This window comes from Citrobacter sp. Cb004, assembly GCF_030337065.1.
GTDB lineage: Bacteria > Pseudomonadota > Gammaproteobacteria > Enterobacterales > Enterobacteriaceae > Citrobacter > Citrobacter braakii.
On sequence record NZ_JAOWCH010000049.1, the window covers coordinates 1 to 24957 of the forward strand.

The 24957-nt window shown below is 53.1% G+C and carries 20 protein-coding genes; 13 read left to right on the top strand and 7 right to left on the bottom strand.

Annotated elements, in window-relative coordinates; genetic code table 11:
- Positions 1-72: 72 nt before the first annotated feature.
- The 3 genes from OGV65_RS08220 (at position 73) to OGV65_RS08230 (ending at position 3420) form a co-directional block, all read left to right on the top strand.
- The gene (locus tag OGV65_RS08220) at positions 73-1053 is read left to right on the top strand and encodes an IS5-like element ISKpn26 family transposase (RefSeq protein WP_000019445.1); all 981 of its coding nucleotides are present in this window, start codon (positions 73-75) and stop codon (positions 1051-1053) included.
- 174 nt (positions 1054-1227) lie between these two features.
- Entirely contained in the window at positions 1228-1908 is a 681-nt protein-coding gene (locus tag OGV65_RS08225; protein ID WP_286454835.1) for an oligogalacturonate-specific porin KdgM family protein, read from the top strand.
- Between the two features lie 87 nt (positions 1909-1995).
- On the top strand, positions 1996-3420 hold the full coding sequence (locus OGV65_RS08230; RefSeq protein WP_047497587.1) for an MFS transporter: 1425 nt from the start codon (positions 1996-1998) through the stop codon (positions 3418-3420).
- A gap of 53 nt (positions 3421-3473) precedes the next feature.
- Here OGV65_RS08230 and metJ read toward each other — a convergent pair whose 3' ends face one another.
- A complete protein-coding gene (metJ, locus tag OGV65_RS08235; protein ID WP_003825168.1) occupies positions 3474-3791 on the bottom strand; it encodes a met regulon transcriptional regulator MetJ in 318 nt (105 codons plus the stop codon).
- A gap of 265 nt (positions 3792-4056) precedes the next feature.
- On the opposite strand from metJ, the gene metB reads away from it, so the two are divergent.
- On the top strand, positions 4057-5217 hold the full coding sequence (gene metB, locus OGV65_RS08240; protein ID WP_286454838.1) for a cystathionine gamma-synthase: 1161 nt from the start codon (positions 4057-4059) through the stop codon (positions 5215-5217).
- 2 nt (positions 5218-5219) lie between these two features.
- Positions 5220-7652, top strand: coding sequence for a bifunctional aspartate kinase/homoserine dehydrogenase II (gene metL / locus OGV65_RS08245; protein ID WP_286454839.1), 2433 nt, complete (start codon positions 5220-5222; stop codon positions 7650-7652).
- Here metL and OGV65_RS08250 read toward each other — a convergent pair whose 3' ends face one another.
- Complete coding sequence (locus OGV65_RS08250) at positions 7653-8033, bottom strand: carboxymuconolactone decarboxylase family protein (RefSeq protein WP_047497591.1); 381 nt, start codon at positions 8031-8033, stop codon at positions 7653-7655.
- A gap of 88 nt (positions 8034-8121) precedes the next feature.
- Between OGV65_RS08250 and OGV65_RS08255 the strand changes: the two genes are divergently transcribed.
- The 3 genes from OGV65_RS08255 to katG all read left to right on the top strand — a co-directional run bounded on the left by OGV65_RS08255 (position 8122) and on the right by katG (position 12424).
- Entirely contained in the window at positions 8122-9030 is a 909-nt protein-coding gene (locus OGV65_RS08255) for a LysR family transcriptional regulator (RefSeq protein WP_049282368.1), read from the top strand.
- 157 nt (positions 9031-9187) lie between these two features.
- Positions 9188-10075, top strand: coding sequence for a methylenetetrahydrofolate reductase (metF, locus tag OGV65_RS08260; protein ID WP_016155273.1), 888 nt, complete (start codon positions 9188-9190; stop codon positions 10073-10075).
- Between the two features lie 168 nt (positions 10076-10243).
- Positions 10244-12424: a catalase/peroxidase HPI gene (gene katG, locus OGV65_RS08265; protein WP_016155274.1), complete on the top strand. Its 2181-nt coding sequence runs from the start codon at positions 10244-10246 to the stop codon at positions 12422-12424.
- Between the two features lie 85 nt (positions 12425-12509).
- On the opposite strand, the gene gldA is transcribed toward katG, so the two are convergent.
- Genes gldA through ptsP form a run of 3 tightly spaced genes read right to left on the bottom strand, consistent with a single transcriptional unit; the run spans position 12510 to position 16805 of the window.
- The gene (gene gldA, locus OGV65_RS08270) at positions 12510-13613 is read right to left on the bottom strand and encodes a bifunctional L-1,2-propanediol dehydrogenase/glycerol dehydrogenase (RefSeq protein ID WP_016155275.1); all 1104 of its coding nucleotides are present in this window, start codon (positions 13611-13613) and stop codon (positions 12510-12512) included.
- A 12-nt stretch (positions 13614-13625) separates the two neighbouring features.
- Positions 13626-14288, bottom strand: coding sequence for a fructose-6-phosphate aldolase (fsa, locus tag OGV65_RS08275; protein WP_141876155.1), 663 nt, complete (start codon positions 14286-14288; stop codon positions 13626-13628).
- A gap of 15 nt (positions 14289-14303) precedes the next feature.
- Positions 14304-16805 (bottom strand): phosphoenolpyruvate--protein phosphotransferase, encoded by a 2502-nt coding sequence (gene ptsP / locus OGV65_RS08280; protein WP_286454847.1) that lies wholly within the window; start codon positions 16803-16805, stop codon positions 14304-14306.
- Between the two features lie 308 nt (positions 16806-17113).
- On the opposite strand from ptsP, the gene OGV65_RS08285 reads away from it, so the two are divergent.
- From OGV65_RS08285 to OGV65_RS08305, 5 genes are all read left to right on the top strand, one after another.
- On the top strand, positions 17114-18193 hold the full coding sequence (locus OGV65_RS08285) for a PTS fructose transporter subunit EIIC (RefSeq protein ID WP_003825153.1): 1080 nt from the start codon (positions 17114-17116) through the stop codon (positions 18191-18193).
- Positions 18194-18207: 14 nt separating this feature from the next.
- A complete protein-coding gene (locus tag OGV65_RS08290; protein ID WP_286454841.1) occupies positions 18208-18528 on the top strand; it encodes a PTS fructose-like transporter subunit IIB in 321 nt (106 codons plus the stop codon).
- A gap of 103 nt (positions 18529-18631) precedes the next feature.
- A complete protein-coding gene (locus OGV65_RS08295; protein ID WP_286454842.1) occupies positions 18632-20929 on the top strand; it encodes a formate C-acetyltransferase in 2298 nt (765 codons plus the stop codon).
- Positions 20895-21773, top strand: a complete 879-nt coding sequence (locus OGV65_RS08300) for a [formate-C-acetyltransferase]-activating enzyme (RefSeq protein WP_286454843.1) — start codon at positions 20895-20897, stop codon at positions 21771-21773. Before OGV65_RS08295 ends, OGV65_RS08300 begins: the two co-directional genes overlap by 35 nt.
- 1 nt (position 21774) lies before the next feature.
- Positions 21775-22131: a PTS fructose-like transporter subunit IIB gene (locus OGV65_RS08305; RefSeq protein WP_016155282.1), complete on the top strand. Its 357-nt coding sequence runs from the start codon at positions 21775-21777 to the stop codon at positions 22129-22131.
- Here the strand turns inward: OGV65_RS08305 and OGV65_RS08310 are convergent.
- Both OGV65_RS08310 and OGV65_RS08315 read right to left on the bottom strand, forming a co-directional pair.
- Positions 22118-22978 carry a helix-turn-helix transcriptional regulator gene (locus OGV65_RS08310; RefSeq protein WP_032947284.1) on the bottom strand — a complete coding sequence of 287 codons (861 nt, stop codon included), beginning with the start codon at positions 22976-22978 and terminating at the stop codon, positions 22118-22120. The two genes, OGV65_RS08305 and OGV65_RS08310, sit on opposite strands and share 14 nt — an antisense overlap.
- A gap of 86 nt (positions 22979-23064) precedes the next feature.
- Entirely contained in the window at positions 23065-24798 is a 1734-nt protein-coding gene (locus tag OGV65_RS08315; protein WP_047497602.1) for a phosphoethanolamine transferase CptA, read from the bottom strand.
- Positions 24799-24957 lie beyond the last annotated feature (159 nt).

Genomic DNA, 24957 nt, shown 5'->3' on the forward strand with positions numbered 1-24957 from the left:
CTAGGGAAGGTGCGAACAAGTTCCTGATATGAGATCATCATATTCATCCGGAGCGCATCCCAGAGGGACATCATGAGCCATCAACTCACCTTCGCCGATAGTGAATTCAGCACTAAGCGCCGTCAGACCCGAAAAGAGATTTTCCTCTCCCGCATGGAGCAGATTCTGCCATGGCAGAATATGACCGCTGTCATCGAGCCGTTTTATCCCAAGGCGGGCAATGGCCGACGGCCCTATCCGCTGGAGACCATGCTGCGTATTCACTGCATGCAGCATTGGTACAACCTGAGCGACGGTGCCATGGAAGATGCCCTGTACGAAATCGCCTCCATGCGCCTGTTTGCCCGATTATCCCTGGATAGCGCCCTGCCGGATCGCACCACCATCATGAATTTCCGCCACCTGCTCGAGCAGCATCAACTGGCACGTCAATTGTTCAAGACCATCAATCGCTGGCTGGCCGAAGCAGGCGTCATGATGACCCAAGGCACTTTGGTGGATGCCACCATCATTGAGGCCCCCAGCTCTACCAAGAACAAAGAGCAGCAACGCGATCCGGAGATGCATCAGACCAAGAAAGGCAATCAGTGGCACTTTGGCATGAAGGCCCACATTGGTGTCGATGCCAAGAGTGGCCTGACCCACAGCCTAGTCACCACCGCGGCCAACGAGCATGACCTCAATCAGCTGGGTAATCTGCTTCATGGAGAGGAGCAATTTGTCTCAGCCGATGCCGGCTACCAAGGAGCGCCACAGCGCGAGGAGCTGGCCGAGGTGGATGTGGACTGGCTGATCGCCGAGCGTCCCGGCAAGGTAAAAACCTTGAAGCAGCATCCGCGCAAGAACAAAACGGCCATCAACATCGAATACATGAAAGCCAGCATCCGTGCCAGGGTGGAGCACCCGTTTCGCATCATCAAGCGGCAGTTCGGCTTCGTGAAAGCCAGATACAAAGGGCTGCTGAAAAACGATAACCAACTGGCGATGTTATTCACCCTGGCCAACCTGTTTCGGGTGGACCAAATGATACGTCAGTGGGAGAGATCTCAGTAAAAACCGGAAATAACGCCAGAAATGGTGGAAAAAATAGCCTAAATAGGCTGATTCGATGTGTTTGCGGGAAAAAAATCGGCCCAGATCCGCGAAATTTTAATCAGCGAGTCAGCTTGGGAAGAAATGACCTGCTTATTCGCACCTTCCCTAGATTTAGTGTGAAGAGGGATGGTCATGAAATTTAAATCCGCGTTATTACTGATTTCATTATTCTCTGCGGCCGCGCAAGCGGGTTATGTTGATTATCGACATGAATATTATGATGATGGTCGTAATTATGACCGTGTTTATATGTCGCATCGTTTTGCTACTGGTTTTGGTGTGGCAGTCGAGGCCATTTCACGTTCCGAAAATACGCAATCTAATGATGCGTGGAATAATATGGAAAGTAATGGCAACGAGTATACGGCGAGCTACCAGTTCACCTGGAAGGACCTTGTCTGGCAGCCGGGTATTGCGATCGAAACGGGCGATAACATCGCGATTTATAAGCCTTATATTCGCGTGCAGTATAACATCAATGACCATTGGTGGACTGCGTTCCGCTATCGTCAGGAGTACATGCGCAGAAACACTGACGGCAAGGATGACCGCATGGTCTATCGTCCGGAAGCATGGCTCGGTTACAACATCAATGACTGGATGTTTGAGCTGAACGGTATTTATAAAATTTCCGATAGCGAAGATTTATATAACAACCGAAAAGACGATTACGAATATAACTTCCGTGTGGCGTATAAAATAGGCTCATGGGTTCCATTTGTTGAGGTAGGTAACGTTTCCTCGGGGTATAACACCACAACCACAGACGATCGTCAGACCCGCTATCGCGTTGGTCTCGGTTATAACTTCTGACCGTTAATACACTTCGTATCGATTTATTACGCTGAGCATCGGTATACGCATAGTTTGCGTGAATAATGTGTCTAAGGAGTTAACATCATGTCTAATGATGGAACAATGATCGGAAGCAATCAAAATATTGCCGTCAGGCCTTTCGGATTAAGAGATAAATTCGGTTATTTATGTGGTGACCTCGGAACCTGTTTTATTCTTGGACTGGTAAATAGTTTTTTAATGATTTATTACACCAACGTACTCGGTATTTCCGGTGTTATTGTTGGTTCACTCTATTTTGTGACCAAACTCTTTGATGCGTTTGTCGACGTTGGCGTAGGGCGCTTATGTGATACCTCTAAACTGACGGTACATGGGCGATTTAACCCCTGGGTGCGCCGCATGAAGTACCCGTTTTGCATCATTGCGGTCGTCCTGTTCCTGCCGTTTGTGCATGATTTTTCTTATACGGCGAAAATTATCTACATCTGCTGTTCCTATTTTATTTACGGTTCGCTGTTATCGACAGTGAGTATTCCGTATGGCGCCATGTCTGCGGCGATTAGCTCGAATCCGGAAGATCGCGTATCGCTGTCAACCTGGCGCAGCGTTGGGTCCGCCATCGGCGGCGGGACAACCGGCTTTTTTATTCCGATCCTGATGTACACCACTCTGGTGGACGGAAGCCAGGTGATCTCTGGGCAGCATTTCTTCTGGATTGCCATTGGTTGTTCTGTGCTGGGGTTTATCTTTTTAACGTTGACCTGTCAGTTAACGACGGAACGCGTGCGGGTTGAAAGAAAAGAGAGCATGCCGGTTTCTGTGCTGCTGAAGGGGTTGCTACGCAATAAAGCGCTGATTGTTTTAGTGGTTGTGGATCTGCTGATTGTGATTAATCAGGGGTTGTCTGGTACCAACATGACTTACCTGTTTAATGACTATTTCCATAACAAAGAAGCCATGTCCGTTGCATTGCTCTTCACCTTTGGCTCTCTGGTTTTGCTGGCACCCTCGGCATCCTGGCTCACGAAGCGCTTTGGTAAGAAAGAAGCCAGCGTAGGCGCGCTGCTCTTTGCGGTAGCCATGTATGTGATTATGTACTTCACCCACATTACCGACGCGAAGGTTTATTTGGTTTTCCTGTTCCTGGCGACGCTGGGAGCCGGGTTATTCAACCTGATGATTTGGGCGTTTATGACCGATGTGTGTGATTATCACCAGTATGTCACTGGCGATCGTGAAGATGGGACCGTCTATGGCGTGAACTTCTTCGCCCGCAAGGTTGGCCAGGCGTGCGCAGGGGCTATTGGCGGCTTTATGCTGGCCATCATTGGTTATCAATCTTCGTCAACGGGTGGCGCTGTGCAAACCAGCATTGTGCAGGAAAACATCTATACGATGGCGAATCTGTTACCGGCTTTATGCCTGTTTTTGGCCGCGGTCATTCTGATTTATTTCTATCCATTGAACCGTAAAGAGACGCTCAAAATGGAAGAAACATTGAATAAGCTTAATGGTATCAGTAAGTAACGTAGTGAGAAGCGGCGGGAGTAATCCCGCCTTTTCTCATCTGTCTTGAAAAATCAGTATTCCCACGTTTCCGGGTTGATACCCAGTTCACGCATGATTACCTTTGCTTCTTCCGGGATTTCATCGCTGCGCTCTTTACGCAGGTCGTCATCGTTGGGTAATGGTTGCCCGGTAAAAGCATGCAGAAACGCTTCACACAGCAGTTCGCTGTTGGTGGCGTGACGCAGGTTGTTAACCTGACGACGCGTGCGTTCATCGGTAAGGATTTTTAACACCTTCAGAGGAATGGAAACCGTAATTTTTTTGACTTGCTCACTCTTCTTACCGTGCTCAGCGTATGGGCTGATATATTCGCCGCTCCATTCAGCCATGAGATACCTAATCCTCTTTGTCATTAATATTGAGGCCAGAACCTGAGCCCGGACCATAATTGCGCGTAGTTTATCGTAGTGGCGTGGCCCTGACACGAAGTAAGCCGACGCAGATGTACGCTAATGCATATAATTTTAACGGCTATTTCCGGTTTGCTCAATCTATACGCAAAGAAGTTTAGATGTCCAGATGTATTGACGGCTATCGTAACTATGATTACTCTGGTGTCTGACTTTTCACCGACTCAGCCAGGATCTCCTCAATATGACGCGTAAACAGGCCACCATCGCAGTGCGTAGCGGGTTAAATGACGACGAACAGTACGGTTGCGTTGTCCCGCCGCTCCACCTCTCCAGCACCTATAACTTTACCGGTTTTAATGAGCCTCGCGCCCATGACTATTCGCGCCGCGGTAACCCAACGCGTGATGTCGTTCAGCGTGCGCTGGCGGAACTGGAAGGTGGGGCGGGGGCAGTACTGACCAATACCGGCATGTCGGCGATTCATCTGGTGACTACGGTATTCCTCAAGCCTGGCGATCTGCTGGTCGCACCGCACGACTGCTACGGCGGGAGTTATCGTCTGTTTGACAGCCTGGCAAAGCGTGGCTGTTATCGCGTACTGTTTGTCGATCAAGGAGATGAGCAGGCGTTGCAGGCGGCACTGGCGGAAAAACCGAAGCTGGTGCTGGTAGAAAGCCCAAGCAACCCGCTGTTGCGCGTGGTGGATATCGCGAAAATCTGCCAGCTGGCGCGCGAGGCTGGTGCGGTCAGCGTGGTGGACAACACTTTTTTAAGCCCGGCACTGCAAAATCCACTGGCATTAGGCGCCGATCTGGTGTTGCATTCATGCACGAAATATTTAAACGGTCACTCCGACGTAGTGGCTGGTGTGGTGATAGCAAAAGATCCGGAAATGGTCACTGAACTGGCATGGTGGGCGAATAATATTGGTGTGACCGGCGGCGCGTTTGATAGTTATCTGCTGTTGCGCGGCCTGCGTACTCTGTCACCTCGTATGGAGGTGGCGCAACGTAATGCTCAGGCGATTGTGGATTATCTGCAAACTCAGCCGCTGGTGAAAAAATTGTATCACCCGTCATTGCCGGATAATCAGGGCCATGAGATTGCCGCGAGTCAGCAAAAAGGGTTTGGCGCGATGTTGAGTTTTGAGCTGGATGGCGATGAGCAAACGCTGCGTCGCTTCCTCGGCGGGTTGTCATTGTTTACGCTGGCGGAATCGTTAGGGGGCGTTGAAAGTCTGATCTCCCATGCCGCAACCATGACACACGCGGGAATGGCGCCAGAAGCGCGTGCTGCTGCCGGAATTTCGGAAACGCTGTTGCGTATCTCCACTGGTATTGAAGATGGCGAAGATTTAATTGCCGACCTGGAAAATGGCTTCCGGGCTGCAAACAAGGGGTAAACATGAGTGTGATTGCGCAGGCAGGGACGAAGGGTCGTCAACTGCACAAATTTGGTGGTAGTAGTCTGGCTGATGTGAAATGTTATCTGCGTGTCGCAGGCATTATGGCGGAGTACTCGCAGCCTGATGACATGATGGTTGTTTCAGCCGCAGGCAGTACCACTAACCAGTTGATTAGCTGGCTAAAATTAAGCCAGACCGATCGTCTGTCTGCGCATCAGGTTCAACAGGCGTTACGTCGCTATCAGAGTGAGCTTATCAGCGGTTTGTTACCTCCTGAGGTGGCGGATGGGCTGATCAGCGCGTTTATTCACGATCTGGAGCGTCTGGCTGGGTTACTCGACAGCGGCGTGAATGATGCCGTCTATGCTGAAGTCGTCGGGCATGGCGAGGTGTGGTCGGCGCGTTTGATGTCTGCCGTCCTTAACCAACAGGGGCTGGAGTCAGCCTGGCTGGATGCGCGCGATTTTTTACGTGCCGAGCGCGGCGCTCAGCCGCAGGTGGATGAAGGTCTTTCTTACCCATTGCTGCAGCAACTGCTGGCGCAGCATCCGGGCAAACGCCTGGTCGTTACCGGTTTCATTAGCCGCAGCAACGCCGGTGAGACGGTACTGCTGGGGCGTAACGGCTCCGACTACTCGGCGACGCAGGTTGGCGCGTTGGCGGGGGTTTCCCGCGTAACCATCTGGAGCGATGTGGCCGGGGTTTACAGCGCGGATCCGCGTAAAGTAAAAGATGCCTGTCTGCTGCCGCTGCTGCGTCTGGATGAAGCCAGCGAGCTGGCGCGTCTGGCGGCTCCGGTTCTTCATGCCCGCACCCTCCAGCCGGTTTCCGGCAGCGATATCGATCTCCAGTTGCGTTGTAGCTATACGCCGGAGCAGGGATCGACGCGTATTGAACGCGTGCTGGCTTCCGGTACCGGGGCACGTATTGTGACCAGCCATGACGACGTTTGCCTGATTGAGTTTCAGGTTCCCACTGGCCAGGACTTTAAACTGGCCTATAAAGAAATCGATCAGATTTTAAAACGCACCCAGGTGCGTCCGCTGGCAGTGGGTGTGCATCCTGACCGCCAGTTGCTGCAATTTTGCTATACCTCCGAAGTCGCTGATGGCGCATTGAAAATTCTGGATGAAGCTGGCCTGCCGGGCGAACTGCGTCTGCGCCAGGGGCTGGCGCTGGTGGCGATGGTTGGGGCGGGCGTCACCCGTAACCCGCTGCACTGCCATCGCTTTTGGCAACAGCTGAAAGGTCAGCCGGTCGAATTCACCTGGCAGTCGGAAGAGGGCATTAGCCTGGTCGCCGTCTTGCGTACCGGGCCAACGGAGAGCCTGATTCAGGGTCTGCACCAGTCAATCTTCCGCGCGGAAAAACGCATTGGTCTGGTGCTGTTCGGCAAAGGTAACATTGGGTCGCGTTGGCTGGAGCTGTTTGCCCGCGAGCAGAGCACGCTCTCGGCGCGTACCGGATTAGAGTTCGTGCTGGCAGGAGTGGTTGATAGCCGCCGTAGCCTGCTGAATTACGAAGGGCTGGATGCCAGCCGCGCGTTGGCCTTCTTCGATGACGAGGCGGTAGAACAGGATGAAGAGTCATTGTTCCTGTGGATGCGCGCCCACCCGTATGATGATTTAGTGGTGCTGGACGTCACTGCCAGCGAGCAGTTGGCGGAGCAGTATCTGGATTTCGCCAGTCATGGCTTCCATGTTATCAGCGCCAACAAGCTGGCGGGGGCGAGCAGCAGTAATAATTACCGCCAGATTCATGACGCCTTTGAAAAAACCGGTCGCCACTGGCTGTATAACGCCACCGTAGGCGCAGGCTTGCCGATCAACCATACCGTGCGCGATCTGATTGATAGCGGAGATACTATTCTGTCGATCAGCGGGATCTTCTCCGGCACGTTGTCGTGGTTGTTCCTGCAATTTGATGGCACGGTCCCGTTCACCGATCTGGTGGATCAGGCGTGGCAGCAGGGTCTGACTGAACCTGATCCGCGCGTGGATCTTTCCGGCAAAGATGTGATGCGCAAGCTGGTGATTCTGGCGCGTGAAGCGGGTTACGACATCGAACCGGACCAGGTGCGCGTAGAGTCGCTGGTGCCTGCGCACTGTGAAGCAGGTTCTATTGACCATTTCTTTGAAAATGGCGATGAGCTGAACGAGCAGATGGTGCAACGCCTGGAAGCGGCACGTGAAATGGGACTGGTGCTACGCTATGTGGCGCGTTTTGACGCTAACGGTAAGGCACGCGTTGGCGTTGAAGCGGTACGCCCTGAGCACCCGCTGGCGGCACTGCTGCCGTGCGATAACGTCTTCGCCATTGAAAGCCGTTGGTATCGTGATAACCCGCTGGTCATTCGCGGACCGGGGGCGGGCCGCGATGTGACCGCCGGGGCGATTCAGTCTGATATCAACCGCCTGGCGCAACTGCTGTAGTTAGCGCTTACTGTTCGCCGCAAACACCTCTTTTGCGGCGAACAGGCCGTTTAGTGCTGCCGGGAATCCCGCATAAACAGCCATCTGCATCATCACTTCAATAATCTCTTCCTGCGTTAAGCCAACGTGCAGCGCGGCGGCGATGTGTACCTTAAGCTGCGGTGCGGCGTTACCCATGGCGGTGAGCGCGGCGACGGTGGCAATTTCTCTACTGCGTAAATCCAGCCCCGGCCTTGAATAGATGTCGCCAAAAGGAAATTCAATCAGGTATTGGGCGAAGTCTGGCGCAATATCCTGCAGACTTTCGACTACCGCATCTCCGCCTTTTCCATCAACCTGTTGCAGCATTCTCTGACCGGTTAAATAGCGTTCTGAATCCATGATAATCACCTCGTGAGTTAGTGTATGGCATGAGGATAGAGCGTGCGGAATGATTGGGGTAATACCGTTTCCGTGATACCTTTTCGGTATGACAACATCGCCTTTGCACTCTCTGGATATCCGCCTTCTACGCTATTTTTCCGTGGTGGCGGAAGAGAACAACATGAGTCGAGCGGCGCTGCGTTTATTTATGTCGCAGCCGCCGCTGAGTCGCCACATTCGCCAGCTTGAAGAGCGCCTGGGGGTGACGCTTTTTGTCCGTCATACCCGTGGACTTACGCTGACGGAGGACGGCCAACGCGTACTTGAAATCGTGCGCCCGCTATTGGCGTTACAGGATAAAACCTGGACGGCGTTGAGTCAGATAGCGAAAACGGGAGAGCAATTTCTGCGCTTAGGGCTAAGTACAGCGTTTGAGCAGGGCGTTTTTGCGGCGCTTGAGTCGCAGCTTGCTACGCGTGTACAGAAGCTACATATTGTCCGCCATGGTTCGCCTGAACTGGCGCGTCAGGTGCGTCGGGGAAAACTGGATGCAGCGCTGGTGGCGCTACCGCTTGAGAATTCGGGTCTTAGCGTCACGCCGCTCGGCTGGCAAGAATCGATGATCGCCGCCTTACCCACGCTCTGGCCAGAGGCGGCTCTGCCTTCGCTCTCGTTAACGTCGCTGAACCACCGACCGCTGTTCTGGTTCAAACGTGAACGTAACCCTGCTTTTTTTGATTACACTCGACACATTTTTCGTCGTGCCGGTTACTCTCCTGCCCTTATTGAGGAGCCGATGGAACATGACGTGCTGCTGGCACGGATCGCGCAGGGTGACGGTCTGAGCCTGGTTCCGGCCTCCTTTTCCGCTATCCAGCGTCAGGGCGTGATCTTCCTTCCGCTTACTGATACAGAATTGCGGCTTGGCATGGGGTTAGCGACGCTGCCTGAGAACGTAACAAAAGTAGAGTGGCTACAGACGGTCGTGACGCAATCCCTCACCATTTCAAGCTGATGTGAATTTTTTTCACGTTGGCTGAGTATTCCTCACCTTTAACGATGATTTTTGTGTTGACGCCAGCATGCTTTTCCGTCATTTTTACATCTAGACGTCTAAACGTATAGCAGTTCACAACACAACATATAACGACAAAAGATTGATGAGGTAAGGTATGAGCTTTTTTCACGCCAACCAGCGGGAAGCCCTGAATCAGAGCCTGGCAGAAGTGCAGGGTCAGATTAACGTTTCGTTTGAGTTTTTCCCGCCGCGCACCAGTGAAATGGAGCAAACCCTGTGGAACTCCATCGATCGCCTGAGCAGCCTGAAGCCGAAGTTTGTTTCAGTTACTTACGGTGCAAACTCTGGTGAGCGCGACCGTACGCATAGCATTATTAAAGGCATTAAGGATCGCACAGGTCTTGAAGCGGTCCCGCACCTGACATGCATTGATGCGACCCGTGATGAGCTGCGTACCATTGCTCAGGACTACTGGCATAACGGTATTCGTCATATTGTTGCCCTGCGCGGCGACCTGCCGCCGGGAAGCGGTAAACCGGATATGTATGCTTCCGACCTGGTGACTCTGCTGAAAGACGTTGCAGACTTCGATATCTCCGTTGCGGCTTACCCGGAAGTGCACCCGGAAGCGAAAAGCGCTCAGGCCGATTTGCTGAACCTGAAGCGTAAGGTTGATGCCGGTGCAAACCGCGCGATCACCCAGTTTTTCTTCGATGTAGAAAGCTATCTGCGCTTTCGCGATCGCTGCGTGTCTGCGGGAATCGATGTGGAAATTATTCCGGGCATCCTGCCGGTATCTAACTTTAAGCAGGCGAAAAAATTTGCTGACATGACCAACGTCCGCATTCCTGCGTGGATGTCGACCATGTTTGATGGTCTTGATGATGACGCGGAAACCCGCAAGCTGGTAGGCGCGAATATCGCCATGGATATGGTGAAAATTCTCAGTCGCGAAGGGGTGAAGGATTTTCACTTCTATACCCTCAATCGTGCCGAGATGAGCTACGCTATTTGTCACACACTGGGTGTAAGACCTAACTAAACAGATGCCCCAGCCCTCTACGGAGGGCTTTTTGTTGATCATTTTGATCTACATCTCTGCAACTTAAAATATAAAAGGAATTAGCTATCGAATCTGTGGGTTATTTCGACTATATCTTATCTCTGGTGGTGTATATCGTAGTCAGAACACTGTAAAGGGAGCATATAGATGAGCATGTCCGACGATAGCCAAAACGCATCAACTGCCGGTAAGTGTCCTTTTCATCAAGGCGGTCACGATCAGAGCGCGGGAGCAGGAACGAACAACCGCGACTGGTGGCCAAATCAACTCCGCGTTGATCTTTTAAACCAACATTCCAACCGTTCGAACCCGCTGGGTGAGGACTTCGACTACCGCAAAGAGTTTAGTAAACTCGACTATTCTGCCCTGAAAGGGGATCTCAGAGCCCTTCTGTCCGAATCTCAACCGTGGTGGCCCGCTGACTGGGGAACCTATGCCGGATTGTTTATCCGCATGGCATGGCACGGCGCGGGAACCTATCGCTCTATCGATGGACGCGGTGGAGCGGGTCGCGGACAGCAGCGTTTTGCACCACTGAACTCCTGGCCGGACAACGTCAGCCTTGATAAAGCGCGTCGTCTGCTGTGGCCAATCAAGCAGAAATATGGTCAGAAAATTTCCTGGGCCGACCTGTTTATCCTCGCGGGTAACGTGGCGCTGGAAAACTCAGGTTTCCGTACCTTTGGCTTTGGTGCCGGTCGTGAAGATGTCTGGGAACCGGATCTCGACGTAAACTGGGGTGATGAAAAAGCCTGGCTGACTCACCGTCACCCGGAAGAGCTGGCAAAAGCGCCGCTGGGCGCCACCGAAATGGGCCTTATTTATGTGAACCCGGAAGGGCCGGACCATAGCGGCGAACCGCTTTCTGCGGCAGCGGCTATTCGCGCGACCTTCGGTAACATGGGGATGAACGACGAAGAAACCGTGGCGCTGATTGGCGGCGGTCATACGTTGGGCAAAACCCACGGCGCAGCAGCGGCATCGCACGTTGGCGCCGATCCAGAATCCGCACCGATTGAAGCGCAGGGCCTGGGCTGGGCCAGCAGCTACGGTAGTGGCGCGGGCGCGGATGCAATTACTTCCGGTCTGGAAGTGGTGTGGACGCAGACGCCTACCCAATGGAGCAACTATTTCTTCGAGAACCTGTTCAAATATGAGTGGGTGCAGACTCGCAGTCCGGCAGGCGCGATTCAGTTTGAAGCGGTTGACGCGCCAGAAATTATTCCCGATCCGTTTGATCCGTCGAAAAAACGCAAGCCGACGATGCTGGTTACCGACCTGACGCTGCGTTTCGATCCTGAGTTTGAAAAGATCTCTCGCCGTTTCCTGAACGATCCGCAAGCGTTCAACGAAGCGTTTGCCCGTGCGTGGTTTAAACTGACGCACCGCGATATGGGGCCAAAATCGCGTTACATTGGACCGGAAGTGCCAAAAGAAGATCTGATTTGGCAAGACCCGCTGCCGCATGCGTTCTTCAACCCAAGCGAAGAAGATATCCTGAAGCTGAAGGCGACCATCGCTGCTTCCGGACTGTCAGTGGGCGAACTGGTATCGGTAGCGTGGGCTTCGGCATCGACTTTCCGTGGCGGGGATAAACGTGGCGGCGCTAACGGTGCGCGTCTGGCGCTGGACCCACAACGTGGCTGGGATGTGAATGCCACTGCGGCACGCGTTCTGCCTGTGCTGGAAGGTATTTATAAGTCTGCCCATACTGCCTCGTTGGCCGATATTATCGTGCTGGCCGGTGTTGTCGGTATCGAGCAGGCGGCTAGCGCTGCGGGCGTCAGCATCAAGGTACCTTTTGCGCCGGGTCGTGTGGATGCGCGTCAGGATCAAACGGATATTGAGATGTTTGAACTGCTTGAGCCGATTGCCGATGGTTTCCGTAACTACCGTGCTCGTCCTGACGTGTCGACCACCGAGTCGCTGCTGATCGACAAAGCGCAGCAGTTGACGCTAACCGCACCGGAAATGACCGTGCTGGTGGGCGGTATGCGCGTACTGGGCACCAACTTTGATGGTAGCCAGCACGGCGTCTTTACCGATCGCCCTGGCGTACTCAGCACTGACTTCTTCGTCAATCTGCTGGATATGCGTCATGAGTGGAAGGCGGTTGATGAGTCACAAGAGCTGTTTGAAGGTCGTGACCGTTCGAGCGGCGAAGTAAAATACACCGCAACTCGCGCCGATCTGGTGTTTGGTTCTAACTCTGTACTGCGCGCAGTGGCTGAAGTTTATGCCTGCAGCGATGCTCACGAGAAGTTCGTGAGAGATTTCGTTGCCGCATGGGTGAAAGTGATGAACCTGGATCGTTTCGATCTGCTGTAACAGACCATGCCGGATATCGCTTGTGCGGGTCCGGCATAGTATGAACAAAAAAATCCCCGCAATTGCGGGGATTTTTATTGGTCGGTTATTCCCACTCTTGCAGGTAACGTTGACCGTACTGGTCAGCCACCAGCAGGGCGGCATACACCTGGTCCGGCGTTGCGCCGCCAGGCATGTTGTGGATGGTTTCGCCTTCGGCACAGGCAGCTTCAGCCACAATGCGCATTTTCGCCGGAATATCCTGTTTGATGTCCAGTTGCGCCAGGGTAATCGGCAGGCCAACGGAATGACACAGCGCCGCAACGGTTTCAATTTCATCGACCGGCGCGTTTTCCAGGACCAGTTGCGTCAGCGTGCCGAAAGCCACTTTCTCGCCGTGGTAATAGTGATGCGCATCCGGGATTGCCGTCAGACCGTTATGGATGGCGTGCGCCGCCGCCAGACCGCCGCTTTCAAAACCGACGCCGCTCAGATAGGTGTTGGCTTCAATAACGCGCTCCAGCGCAGGCGTTACCACGTGCTGCTCGGCGGCCAGCATCGCTTTTTCACCTTCTTCTATCAGCGTATTAAAGCACAGCTCAGCCAGCGCCAGCGCCGCCTGAGTGCACTGACCGCCCGCCATGGTGGTTGCGCCGCTGCGTGAACAGGCGCGCGCTTCGAACCAGGTCGCCAACGCATCGCCGATGCCCGCGGCTAACAGACGCGCCGGTGCGCCCGCGACAATTTTGGTATCAACAATGACCCTGTCCGGGTTATTGGGCAGCAGCAAATAGCGATCGAATTCACCGGCATCGGTGTAAATAACGGACAGCGCGCTGCACGGTGCATCGGTAGAGGCGATGGTTGGCGCAATGGCGACAGGCACACCCATAAAGTGCGCCAGCGCTTTGGCAGTATCCAGCGTTTTACCGCCGCCAATACCAAGTACTGCGCCACATTGCGCTTTTTCTGCCACGCCGCGCAGACGGTCGATTTCGTTTTGTGAACACTCGCCGCCAAACGGTGCAATCTCCAGCGCCAGTCCGGCATCCTGGAAGCTTTTTTCCAGTGCGCCCTGGGCAAAGCCTAAGACAAACTTGTCCCCAACGACCAGCCAGCGCTCTGCCAGTGGTTTGAGGTAGTTGCCAAGACGGGTAATAACATCGGCACCCTGGATGTACTTACCAGGTGATTGAATAATGCGATCCATACTTTATTTCCCTCACAGGTTGATGTGACCAAATGTATTGTTCCAGTCATGTTCAAACTTCTCTATTGCTGACTCTACCGCAGGGGTATTGAGCATTTGTTGCGCTACGTCTAATGGCAGGGTGATTGCTTCGCATCCTGCCAGTAAGCAATCCAGCGCCTGACGAGGGGTTTTAAAGCTGGCTGCCAGTACCATGCTTTTTGGCGCATGCAGTTCCAGTAACGTTTGCAGTTCTTGTACCGTGCGAATTCCGTCGCCGCCCTGCGCGTCAATACGGTTAACGTAAGGCGCGATATATTTCGCCCCCGCCAGCGCTGCCAGCAGCCCCTGAGAGGCACTGTACACGGCGGTTCCCAGCGTGGTGATACCCTCTTTTTTCAGCATCTTGATCGCGGCCAGACCTTCGGATGTCACCGGGATTTTTACCACCAGACCGGGGACCGCGTTGCTCAGACGTTTGGCTTCCTCCACCATGCCTTGTGCGTCGCGGCTCATGGTTTGGGCAAACAGAATGCCCTCTTCGCCAATGGCGTTTTGCAGGCGCGGCAGCACATCCCAGATGGATTCTTTGTTTGCTGCCACAATGCTTGGGTTGGTGGTGACACCCGCGATAGGGAAGATGCGTGCCAGACGTTCGACTTCCGCAACGTTGGCGGTATCAAGGTAAAGTTCCATACAAAAACACCCTCTTTAAAGTTCAAGTTCATGTTGCAGCAGGCTGGCGATAGCGTCGGCAGAGGCGGCGTTAACCAGCGCGTTACGGAATTCTTCATGCATAATGCGCCGTGCCAGACGCGAGAAAATACGCATATGCTGGTCGCCCGCGGCGTGTTTGTTGAGCGTCAGCATAATAATGAATTGCGCATCATCATCACCCCAACGTACCGGCGCTTGCAGGCGCGCTACGCTGATAGTGGACTGCTCAATATGTTCTGATTTGCTGTGCGGAATGGCGAAGCTAAAACCTAATCCGGTAGAGAAGACCGCTTCGCGCGCCCACAGATCGGCTTCCAGTTTACGCGGATAGCGGCAACGACCTGCCAGCAGGAGGTTGTCGGTCATCCCTTTGATGACCTCCTCTTTACTACGCCAGTCGCTATCCAGCGTGATGCACTCGGCGGTAACCAGAGGGGTATCCTGTTGGGTCATGCGGAACTGGGCCAGCAGATGTTCGACCTCCAGCGACGTTCGACACGCCATTGCTTGATTCAGCAACTGACGGCAGGCGCGGCTGTCAAGTTGCGCCATCCGCGCTTTGGCGGCGGGAATGGAGGGAGCGCTCATGCTGATCTCGTCCAGACCCAGTCCCACAAGCAGCGGTAGCACTGAACCTTTAGCGCCAAGTTCGCCGCACAGGCCAATCCATTTCCCCTGACGATGTACCGCCTGTACGGCGTAATCCAGTGCACGCAAGAAGGCTGGATTCAGGCTGTTGTAATGGCGGGTAACTTTGGCGTTGTCGCGGTCGACCGCCAGCAGGTATTGCGTCAGGTCATTACTGCCAATACTAAAGAAATCAATTTCTTCGCAGCATTGATCGATGATGAACATCACTGACGGAACCTCCAGCATGATACCGAGCGGGATCTTCTCATCAAACGGGATGTGTTCAGTACGCAGTTGCTGTTTGGCTTCGGCCAGCTTCTCTTTGACCCACAGGATCTCTTCCATAGAGGAGATCATTGGGATCATGATTTTCAGGCTACCGTGCGCTGATGCGCGCAGGATCGATCGCAGTTGTGTGGTAAACAAAGCGGCGTATTCTTCATAGATACGCACCGCGCGATAACCGAGGAACGGGTTGGCTTCGGCAGGAATATTCAGGTAATCAACGGGTTTATCACCACCGATATCCATGGTGCGTACAATGATGCTGCGTCCCTGCGCGGGCTCCAGCACCTGGCAGAAAATGTTGTATAGCTCGTTCTCATCCGGGGCGCAGGTACGGTCCATATACAGCATTTCCGTGCGGAACAGGCCAACCGCTTCCGCACCGTTGCCAAAGGCTGCTTGCGCTTCCACGGAATGGGCGATGTTGGCGGCGACTTCCATGCGGATGCCATCACCCGTGCGCGCCTCTTGGGTCAGCCAGATACGTTGTTGTTCTCGAATGGCATCCTGGATACGGGCTTCCTGCTGGTAGTAACGTACGACGGATTCATCAGGGGCAACAATGACCGCTCCTGCGTTACCATCGATATAAACCGTTTGCTGCAGCCATGGCATTAAGGATTCAATATCCACGCCAACCAGCGTAGGAATGTTGAATGACCGGGCGAGAATCACCGTGTGTGAAGTGGTACCGCCGCTTTTTAACAGTAAGCCTTTCAGCAATGTTTTGTCCAGTTCGAGGAACTGGCTCGGTGTGAGCTCGTCCGCCATACAGACCGTAGGCTGGGTTAGTTTTCCCGGCGCAGGGAAACGCTGCTCTCCATAAATTTGCTGCAGAAGCTGGAAGCAGACATCGCGCACATCCAGCGCACGTTCCTGTAAATAACTGCTGCTGGAGCGGGCGAATTCATCACAAAAATGTCCGGCACTTTCGACAATCGCCTGGGCGCAGCTTAACCCGCGAGATACTCCAGCGAGCAGGTGCTGACGCAGTGAGAGGTCGCTTGCTAGCGAGCGGTGTGCTTCCAGAATCGCACTGGTTGCGCCGTCGCTGTCGAGTAACCGAAACGCAATATTCTTCATCAGCAGCGTTAAGCCGTTATCCAGTGCCGCCTGCTCGGTTTCAATATCTTTAACGGATGGGAGATTGTTAAGGGCGTTGAGATCCAGCGAAGAGAGCAGACTCAGAACGCCTCCCGCACTGCCGCTGCAGACGGTGCGAGCGCGAAAAAGCTGTGGGTTTAGATTGGTGAGGGATGCAGGAAGTGGCTCCAGCTCGTTGCTTTTGGCTTCCGCTAGCGGTGCATCGCAGTGTGGAAATTCATTACGTAACCATTGGGTTAAATGCTGGTGGGCTGCCTGTTCATCAGCACCGGAAATCAGCAACTGGCAGCTATCACCCGCCAGAGTATCGGTGCCAATCAGCGCCAATGCGCTCTTGGCGTTACCCCTACGTTCGGTACGCAGGTTGTGCCACTCAATGTGCGAAGTAAAGGTGTTGCACTGCGTTTCTATGTGACTTGCCGGGCGCGCATGTACGCCATTGGGCAGCTCACAGGTAAATTCCACAATCAGGGCCATAGCCTCATCTCCCATAACGATTTCTCGCTACAGGATAAAAGGGCAACGCCTGAGCCTGCCATCTGACAAATCTGCCAAAAACTGGATAAATGTAATGTAACCATCAAAGTGAGATATCCCTCACAAGTCAGTTTGTCCTCTATAAATTCCGAGAAACTACAAGTTATGAGGCGGATCGCATTTTTGCTCTGACATTACAAAAGTCCAGCAAATGGCCTTTTTATCCACTGTTTGCGCCGCGTCGGATTGCCTATTGTTTTCCGCAACAAGTTTATGGATATGGGCTTTAGGCAGCCTGGGAGCGACTTATGAAAGAGTTGGTACAAATCCTGAAAAATACCCGTCAGCACCTGATGACGGGTGTTTCGCATATGATCCCCTTCGTAGTCGCGGGTGGAATTTTGCTGGCGGTCTCCGTCATGTTGTATGGCAAGGGCGCGGTACCGGATGCGGCGACCGATCCTAATCTCAAGAAACTGTTTGATATTGGCGTCGCAGGGCTGACGTTGATGGTGCCATTCCTTGCCGCTTACATTGGTTATTCCATTGCTGAACGTTCTGCTCTCGCCCCTTGTGCGATTGGCGCATGGGTGGGAAACAGCTTCGGCGCAGGTTTTTTCGGCGCGCTAATTGCCGGGATTATTGGCGGTATCGTCGTCCATTATCTGAAGAAGATCCCCGTACATAAGGTGTTGCGATCGGTAATGCCTATCTTCGTTATTCCTATTGTCGGCACCTTTATCACCGCAGGCATCATGATGTGGGGCCTGGGAGAACCCGTTGGCGCGTTAACCACTAGCCTGACCGAGTGGCTGCAGGGTATGCAGCAGGGCAGCATCGTGCTGCTGGCGGTAATTATGGGACTGATGTTGGCCTTCGATATGGGGGGGCCGATTAACAAAGTTGCCTACGCTTTCATGCTGATTTGCGTGGCGCAGGGTGTTTATACCGTGGTCGCAATCGCCGCGGTAGGGATCTGCGTGCCGCCGCTGGGCTTAGGTTTGGCGACGCTGATTGGTCGTAAGAATTTCTCTTCTGAAGAACGTGAAGCCGGTAAAGCCGCGCTGGTGATGGGCTGCGTTGGCGTAACGGAAGGCGCAATTCCTTTTGCTGCCGCCGATCCGCTGCGCGTTATCCCATCCATTATGGTGGGTTCCGCCTGCGGCACGGTAACCGCCGCGCTGTTTGGTGCGCAGTGTTATGCCGGCTGGGGCGGGCTGATTGTTCTGCCGGTCGTGGAAGGAAAATTGGGTTATATCGCGGCGGTTGCCGTGGGGGCTGTAGTGACCGCTGTGTGCGTTAACGTACTGAAAAGTCTGGCGCGGAAAAAAGTGTCTCAGGTCGATCAGAAAGAAGACGACCTGGATTTAGATTTTGAAATGAATTAAGCGAGGAATGAGTCATGACCAAGATTATCGCAGTAACTGCATGTCCTTCTGGCGTTGCCCACACCTATATGGCCGCCGAAGCGCTGGAAAGCGCCGCTAAAGCCAAGGGGTGGGAAGTAAAGGTTGAGACTCAGGGGTCGATCGGTCTGGAAAACGAACTGACCGCGGCGGATGTGGCAGAAGCCGACATGGTCATTCTGACCAAAGACATTGGTATTAAGTTTGAAGAGCGTTTTGCGGGCAAAACTATCGTTCGTGTCAACATCAGCGAGGCAGTGAAACGTGCCGACGCCATCATGAACAAGATTGGCGCACACCTTGCGCAAACCGCATAACGGTTTGTTTGCCGGAGGGTGGTTTCGACTTATCCGGCCTATTGATACGTAGGCCAGATAAGCACAGCGCCATCTGGCATCAGTTTTTCTACAGGAGTTCCTCATGACTAACCGTATCCAACGTTTAAAAAACGCTCTGTTTCAGAATAACCGCGAAATTTCGCTTGAGCGTGCGCTGCTATATACCGCCAGCCACCAGCAGACGGAGGGTGAGCCGGTTATTCTGCGGCGGGCGAAAGCCACCGCATATATTCTTGAGCACGTTGAAATATCGATTCGTGATGAGGAACTGATAGCCGGGAACCGTACCGTTAAACCGCGGGCGGGCATAATGTCGCCGGAAATGGATCCTTACTGGCTGCTCAACGAGCTGGAGCAGTTTCCAACCCGTCCGCAGGACCGTTTTGACATCAGCGAAGAGGATAAACATCTCTATCGCGATGTGCTGTATCCGTACTGGGAAAAGCGGTCGATGAAAGATTTCATCAACGGTCAGATGACCGATGAGGTAAAAGCCGCTGTCCGTACGCAGATTTTTAGCGTTAACCAGACGGATAAAGGTCAGGGGCATATCATTATTGATTATCCGCGCCTGTTGAATCTCGGGCTTGGCGAACTGGTAGCGCAGATGCGGGCGCATTGTCTGCAGCAGCCGGATAACCACTTTTATCAGGCTGCTCTGTTGCTGCTTGAGGCTTCGCAAAGCCACATTCTGCGTTACGCCCTGCTGGCAGAACAAATGGCGGAAAGCTGCCCGGATGCGCAGCGACGTCAGGAATTGCTGACGATTGCAGAAAACTCCCGGCATAACGCCCAGCATAAGCCGCAAACCTTCTGGCAAGCATGTCAGCTGTTCTGGTACATGAACATTATTTTGCAATATGAGTCCAACGCCAGTTCGCTCTCACTCGGACGCTTCGACCAGTATATGCTGCCGTTTTATCAGACCTCGCTGACGCAGGAGGAAGATCCTGCATTCTTAAAAGAAATCCTCGAATCGCTATGGGTGAAATGCAATGACATTGTACTGCTGCGATCCACCAGCAGCGCGCGCTATTTCGCTGGCTTCCCAACAGGTTACACCGCACTGCTTGGGGGATTAACGGAGAATGGTCGTAGTGCGGTAAACGTACTGTCGTTTCTCTGCCTTGATGCTTATCAGAGCGTACAACTGCCGCAACCAAATCTCGGTGTGCGCACGAACGCGTTGATCGATACGCCGTTCCTGATGAAAACGGCACAGACCATTCGCCTTGGGACCGGCATTCCGCAAATCTTTAATGATGAAGTGGTGGTGCCCGCATTTCTTAACCGTGGCGTCTCGCTGGAAGATGCGCGAGATTACGCGGTAGTCGGCTGTGTCGAGCTGTCTATTCCAGGCAGAACATACGGTTTGCACGACATCGCCATGTTTAATCTGCTGAAAGTAATGGAAATCTGCCTGCATGAGAACGAAGGCAATCGCGCGCTGACGTACGAAGACCTGTTGAAGCATATTCGTGCCAAAATCAGCCACTACATTACGTTGATGGTCGAAGGCAGTAATATCTGCGATATCGGTCATCGCGACTGGGCGCCGGTGCCGCTGCTCTCCTCGTTTATTAGCGATTGTCTGGATAAAGGGTGTGATATTACCGACGGCGGCGCGCGTTATAACTTCTCCGGCGTACAGGGGATCGGCATTGCGAACCTGAGCGATTCGCTGCATGCGCTCAATGGACTGGTATTTGAACAACAGCGCTTAACTTTTGACGAACTTTTGTCGGTGCTAAAAGACAACTTTGCTACCCCGGAAGGCGAGAAAATTCGCGCCAGGCTGATTAACCGCTTCGAAAAATACGGCAACGATATTGATGATGTAGATAACATCAGCGCCGAACTGCTGCGTCATTACTGTAAAGAGGTAGAGAAATACCAGAATCCACGCGGCGGGCAATTTACGCCGGGTTCATATACTGTCTCTGCGCACGTGCCGCTGGGTTCGGTCGTCGGAGCGACACCGGATGGTCGCTTCGCCGGGGAACAGTTGGCGGACGGGGGGCTGTCGCCGATGCTGGGTCAGGATATGCAAGGGCCGACGGCGGTATTGAAATCGGTCAGCAAGCTGGATAACACGTTGCTTTCCAATGGGACTTTGCTGAACGTGAAGTTTACGCCAGCCACACTGGAAGGTGAGGCTGGTTTACGCAAGCTGGCGGATTTTCTGCGGGCATTTACCCAGCTCAAGCTCCAGCACATCCAGTTTAACGTGGTGAATGCCGACACATTGCGAGAAGCGCAGCAGCGCCCACAAGATTTCGCCGGGCTGGTGGTGCGCGTGGCGGGTTACAGCGCCTTCTTTGTCGAGCTGTCGAAGGAGATCCAGGATGACATCATTCGCCGCACCGCGCATCAGCTGTGAGGTTATTGACCCACGTGGCGAGGACGTCGCGCGTATATTTAATATTCAGCGTTACTCACTGAATGATGGACAAGGTATTCGTACGGTAGTCTTTTTTAAAGGTTGTCCGCATACCTGCCCGTGGTGCGCCAACCCTGAATCTCTCTCCCCACGTATTGAAACAGTACGGCGGGAGAGTAAATGCCTGCACTGTACACCCTGTCTACGTGATGCTGATGAGTGTCCCACCGGTGCGTTTGAACGTATCGGTCGTGATATCTCGCTGGACGAGCTGGAACGTGAAGTGATGAAAGATGATATTTTCTTTCGCACCTCTGGCGGGGGGGGGACGCTTTCCGGTGGTGAAGTGCTGATGCAAGCGCCCTTTGCTGTACGATTCCTGCAACGTCTGCGGCGCTGGGATGTTCGCTGCGCGATTGAAACGGCTGGCGATGCGCCAGCCAGTCGTTTGTTATCGCTGGCAAGAGAGTGCGATGAGGTGCTGTTTGACCTCAAAATTATGGATATCCATTTGGCGCGTAAGACCATTAATATGAACCTGCCGCGCGTGCTGGCGAATTTACGACTAATGGTCGCTGAAGGGGTTAATGTCATTCCTCGCCTGCCGCTGATTCCGGGCTTTACGATGAATGTAGAGAACACGCAGCAGGCGTTGACGCTGTTGTCATCATTAGGCATAAAGCAGGTGCACCTGCTAACGTTTCATCAATATGGCGAACCGAAATACAACCTGCTCGGATTACCCTGGTCGATGAAAGAAGTGCCCGTCCCGTCGGCGCAAGAGATAGATTTTATACGTAAGATGGCAGAATGCGCCGGATTTCAGGTAACAGTAGGAGGATAGTATGGCCATCGCACCTGTACGATATCTGGTTGCTGTCACCGCGTGCGTAAGCGGCGTGGCCCATACTTATATGGCCGCTGAACGGCTGGAGAAACTCTGCCAGCAGGAGAAATGGAGCATCAAGATTGAAACTCAGGGCGCGTTGGGTACCGAAAATCGCCTGACGGAAGAGGATATTAACCGTGCTGATGCGGTGTTGCTTATTACCGATATTGAACTGGCAGGAGCAGAGCGATTTACGCAGAGCCGATACGTCCAGTCGGGCATTAGCGCATTTCTGCGTGAGCCGCAGCGGGTGATGAGCGCCGTGCGAAAGCTGCTTTCTGCACCACAGCACACACATCTTACTTTGGATTAGCTTTTATCTCCGTCAGTTGGCTGTGGTATTGCCGACGATATTCTGACGGCGAACGTTCGGTATTTTTGCGAAACAGGCGGCAGAAATAGTTGCTGTCAACAAACCCACAGGTGTGCGCCACTTCTTTGATCTTCAGCTCATAACCCTTCAGCAGCGTTTTCGCGTGTTCCAGTCGCGTGTGATTCAGGTATTCGTTAAACCCGATAGCGCCCGTTTTTTGAAACAGGTGGGAGAGGTAATTGGGTGAGATGTAAAACGCCTGCGCGACGGATTCTCGGGTGAGCGGCGAAGCGTAGCGTTCATCAATATAGTCGCGAATGGCTTCGAAAAGCGCCTGACTGCGTGATGCGGTCTGGATCTGGCTGCCCAGCAGATCGCGGCAGTGGCTCAGTAAGCTCGCAACGATTAGCCTGGCGGTTTGTTGCTCCTGCGGTTGCATCTGCATTTCATTGAGCGTTTGCAGCAGGAAAGAGCCAATTCGTGGCCCACGCCGCGCGACGTGCTGGCGGGTAAGATTTTGATACTGCTTGCCGTCCCACTGGACGATGCTGAAACCCAGTTGCTGTTTGCCGAACAGAATGCTGAGCGTGGTGACCGGTGTGAGCCACTGCGGAAAGTTCCAGCCGCCAGCCGGAACGAATAGCACATCGCAAGGCAGTAACGTCGCGGATGCGCCAGCAACTCCGTTATCGGTGAACTCACCTTCCAGCACAATTTCCAGCCGGGGAAAATCGACCTGATACGCCAGCTCCGGCGTTGAGCTACTGGTGCTGGCAAAATAAACCTGTCGCAGCGGCGTGGGGCCGTTAATCAGGCGGGAGAGAAGATGGCTGACGTCGTGATACATGTTAATCCCTTGCAGGCAGCAGACAGGGGAAACAGTAACCGTCATCATAAAAAAAGGCCACTCTTTAAGAGTGGCCGATACGAGTATTACTGATTACCGATTTGATCGCCGTACGGCAGGCTATCGTAATCAATCAGGGCATTCTTTTTGTACGGATTGCCAATCCAGCGGGTCGTCTCTTTGAACTGCGGGCTGGTAATGGATCGGGTCGGATCAAAACCGTCGTAGGTGAATCCCGCTAAATCAGACCAGGTGTGGATAAGCTCTGAGCTGCTGTATTTACGATTCACATCCTGTGAGAAGTCACGCGGGTGTGCAGCCTGCCATTTTTCAGAGGTCCACAGCAGGAACGGTACCGTATACATATGGCGCGTCGGGTTGTCTTCATTACGACCCTGCGTTTTATGCGGTGGCGTATCGTATACCTCCTCCCCGTGATCGGAGAAGTAGAGCAGGAAGCCGTTCGGGTCTGTCGCTTTATAGTCTTTGATCAGACTCGCAATGATATGGTCATTGTAGACATTCGCGCTGTCGTAATCGTTGTATGCTTCCAGCTCATCATCATCCAGGCCGGGGGGAACATGGTCGACATTGTTATCGAATTTACCCTGACCATCCGGATAGCGGAATTTGTACTTAATATGCGTACCCAGCAGGTGCACGATGATGAACTTTTTCGGTGCCGGGTCGGCCAGTACTTCTTTAAATGGCGCCAGCACATTGCTGTCATATTCGCGCGCACTTTGCGTACGCTGCTGATTCATATAGAACTGCTTATCCGTCTGCTTAGAGAACACGGTCAGCATGGTGTTGCGAGCCGTCATCGTCTGCTGATTGGTGATCCAGAAGGTTTTATAACCTGCCTGTTTCATCATATTCATCAGAGACGGTTGAGTCAGGTACAGGTCCGGATTCTTCTCGTTGGCGAAGGTCAGCGCCTGCTGCAGGATTTCAATGGTGTACGGACGTGAGGTCACGACATTATTGAATACGGTGAAGTTAGGATCGGATTTATGCAATGCATCCAGTTCTGGCGTCGTTTCGCGCGGGTAACCATACAGGCTCATGCGACCACGCTGCGTTGACTCGCCAATGACCAGCACCAGCGTACGTGGGGCATCGCCGGAGTTATCTTTGAAGTTAGCCAGCGGCGGCAGGGCATTGTTCTCATTCAGCAGGCTATTGAGTGAGGTCAACTGCTGACGGTACTGATAATACCCGGAGATGAATTGCCACGGTGCGGCGGGCTCCATACGTGAGGCGAGACCATTTACCGTTTTTTCAAACGGCTTGTGTTTGATGAAAGTGTTAACGGCTATCGGATGCAGAATCAAACCGTATAACAACGCAAACGACACCAGATAGCGCCAGGGCGATGGAATATGAACAGGGCGCAGACGCGTCCACAGCAGAATAGCGATAGCCGTATAGGCCAGAGCGATAAGAACAATTTTTAGGCTGAAATACTGGCTGAGATATTCGCTGGCTTCGTTCGCATTGGTTTCAAACATCACATACAGAACGCTTTGCGAGAACTCTTGTCCGTAGATGACGTAATAGCTCAGAGCAGCCAGCGAGGCCGCCCATAGCACCATGCCAATGACGGCAGCAATAATACGGATACGGTTTGGAAATAAAAATACCGGGATTAACCACAGCGAACTGAATAGCAAGGAGTCGCGTAATCCATTAGTTCCGCTATATCCGGTTAAACAAATAACGACCTGGAGTAAAGTGGAAAAAAACCAAAAATAGAGGAGCGCCCAACCCAGGGCTTTCCAGCTAAATTTAGGTTTAGACTGGAGTTGTAAGGATTGCATAATGTGAGCCTGTCTTTAATCGTAGCGCCAAGAGTAGCGACTTAATATTAAGAGGAACTTAAGCATCACGATCTTAGGATCGTGTTTTGCTGTTGATATATTCACAATGTGAATATATTCAGGCGGGAATATATTGAAAAAGAAGCGGTTATGACAGCA

Coding starts and splice junctions, on each gene's coding strand:
- OGV65_RS08315 (WP_047497602.1), bottom strand. CDS start 24,798: ATGCAATCCTTACAACTCCAGTCTAAACCTAAATTTAGCTGGAAAGCC.
- fsa (WP_141876155.1), bottom strand. CDS start 14,288: ATGGAACTTTACCTTGATACCGCCAACGTTGCGGAAGTCGAACGTCTG.
- katG (WP_016155274.1), top strand. CDS start 10,244: ATGAGCATGTCCGACGATAGCCAAAACGCATCAACTGCCGGTAAGTGT.
- metB (WP_286454838.1), top strand. CDS start 4,057: ATGACGCGTAAACAGGCCACCATCGCAGTGCGTAGCGGGTTAAATGAC.
- OGV65_RS08225 (WP_286454835.1), top strand. CDS start 1,228: ATGAAATTTAAATCCGCGTTATTACTGATTTCATTATTCTCTGCGGCC.
- OGV65_RS08220 (WP_000019445.1), top strand. CDS start 73: ATGAGCCATCAACTCACCTTCGCCGATAGTGAATTCAGCACTAAGCGC.
- ptsP (WP_286454847.1), bottom strand. CDS start 16,805: ATGGCCCTGATTGTGGAATTTACCTGTGAGCTGCCCAATGGCGTACAT.
- OGV65_RS08290 (WP_286454841.1), top strand. CDS start 18,208: ATGACCAAGATTATCGCAGTAACTGCATGTCCTTCTGGCGTTGCCCAC.
- OGV65_RS08255 (WP_049282368.1), top strand. CDS start 8,122: ATGACAACATCGCCTTTGCACTCTCTGGATATCCGCCTTCTACGCTAT.
- metJ (WP_003825168.1), bottom strand. CDS start 3,791: ATGGCTGAATGGAGCGGCGAATATATCAGCCCATACGCTGAGCACGGT.
- OGV65_RS08310 (WP_032947284.1), bottom strand. CDS start 22,978: ATGTATCACGACGTCAGCCATCTTCTCTCCCGCCTGATTAACGGCCCC.
- OGV65_RS08300 (WP_286454843.1), top strand. CDS start 20,895: ATGACATCATTCGCCGCACCGCGCATCAGCTGTGAGGTTATTGACCCA.
- metL (WP_286454839.1), top strand. CDS start 5,220: ATGAGTGTGATTGCGCAGGCAGGGACGAAGGGTCGTCAACTGCACAAA.
- metF (WP_016155273.1), top strand. CDS start 9,188: ATGAGCTTTTTTCACGCCAACCAGCGGGAAGCCCTGAATCAGAGCCTG.
- OGV65_RS08250 (WP_047497591.1), bottom strand. CDS start 8,033: ATGGATTCAGAACGCTATTTAACCGGTCAGAGAATGCTGCAACAGGTT.
- OGV65_RS08295 (WP_286454842.1), top strand. CDS start 18,632: ATGACTAACCGTATCCAACGTTTAAAAAACGCTCTGTTTCAGAATAAC.
- OGV65_RS08305 (WP_016155282.1), top strand. CDS start 21,775: ATGGCCATCGCACCTGTACGATATCTGGTTGCTGTCACCGCGTGCGTA.
- OGV65_RS08285 (WP_003825153.1), top strand. CDS start 17,114: ATGAAAGAGTTGGTACAAATCCTGAAAAATACCCGTCAGCACCTGATG.
- gldA (WP_016155275.1), bottom strand. CDS start 13,613: ATGGATCGCATTATTCAATCACCTGGTAAGTACATCCAGGGTGCCGAT.
- OGV65_RS08230 (WP_047497587.1), top strand. CDS start 1,996: ATGTCTAATGATGGAACAATGATCGGAAGCAATCAAAATATTGCCGTC.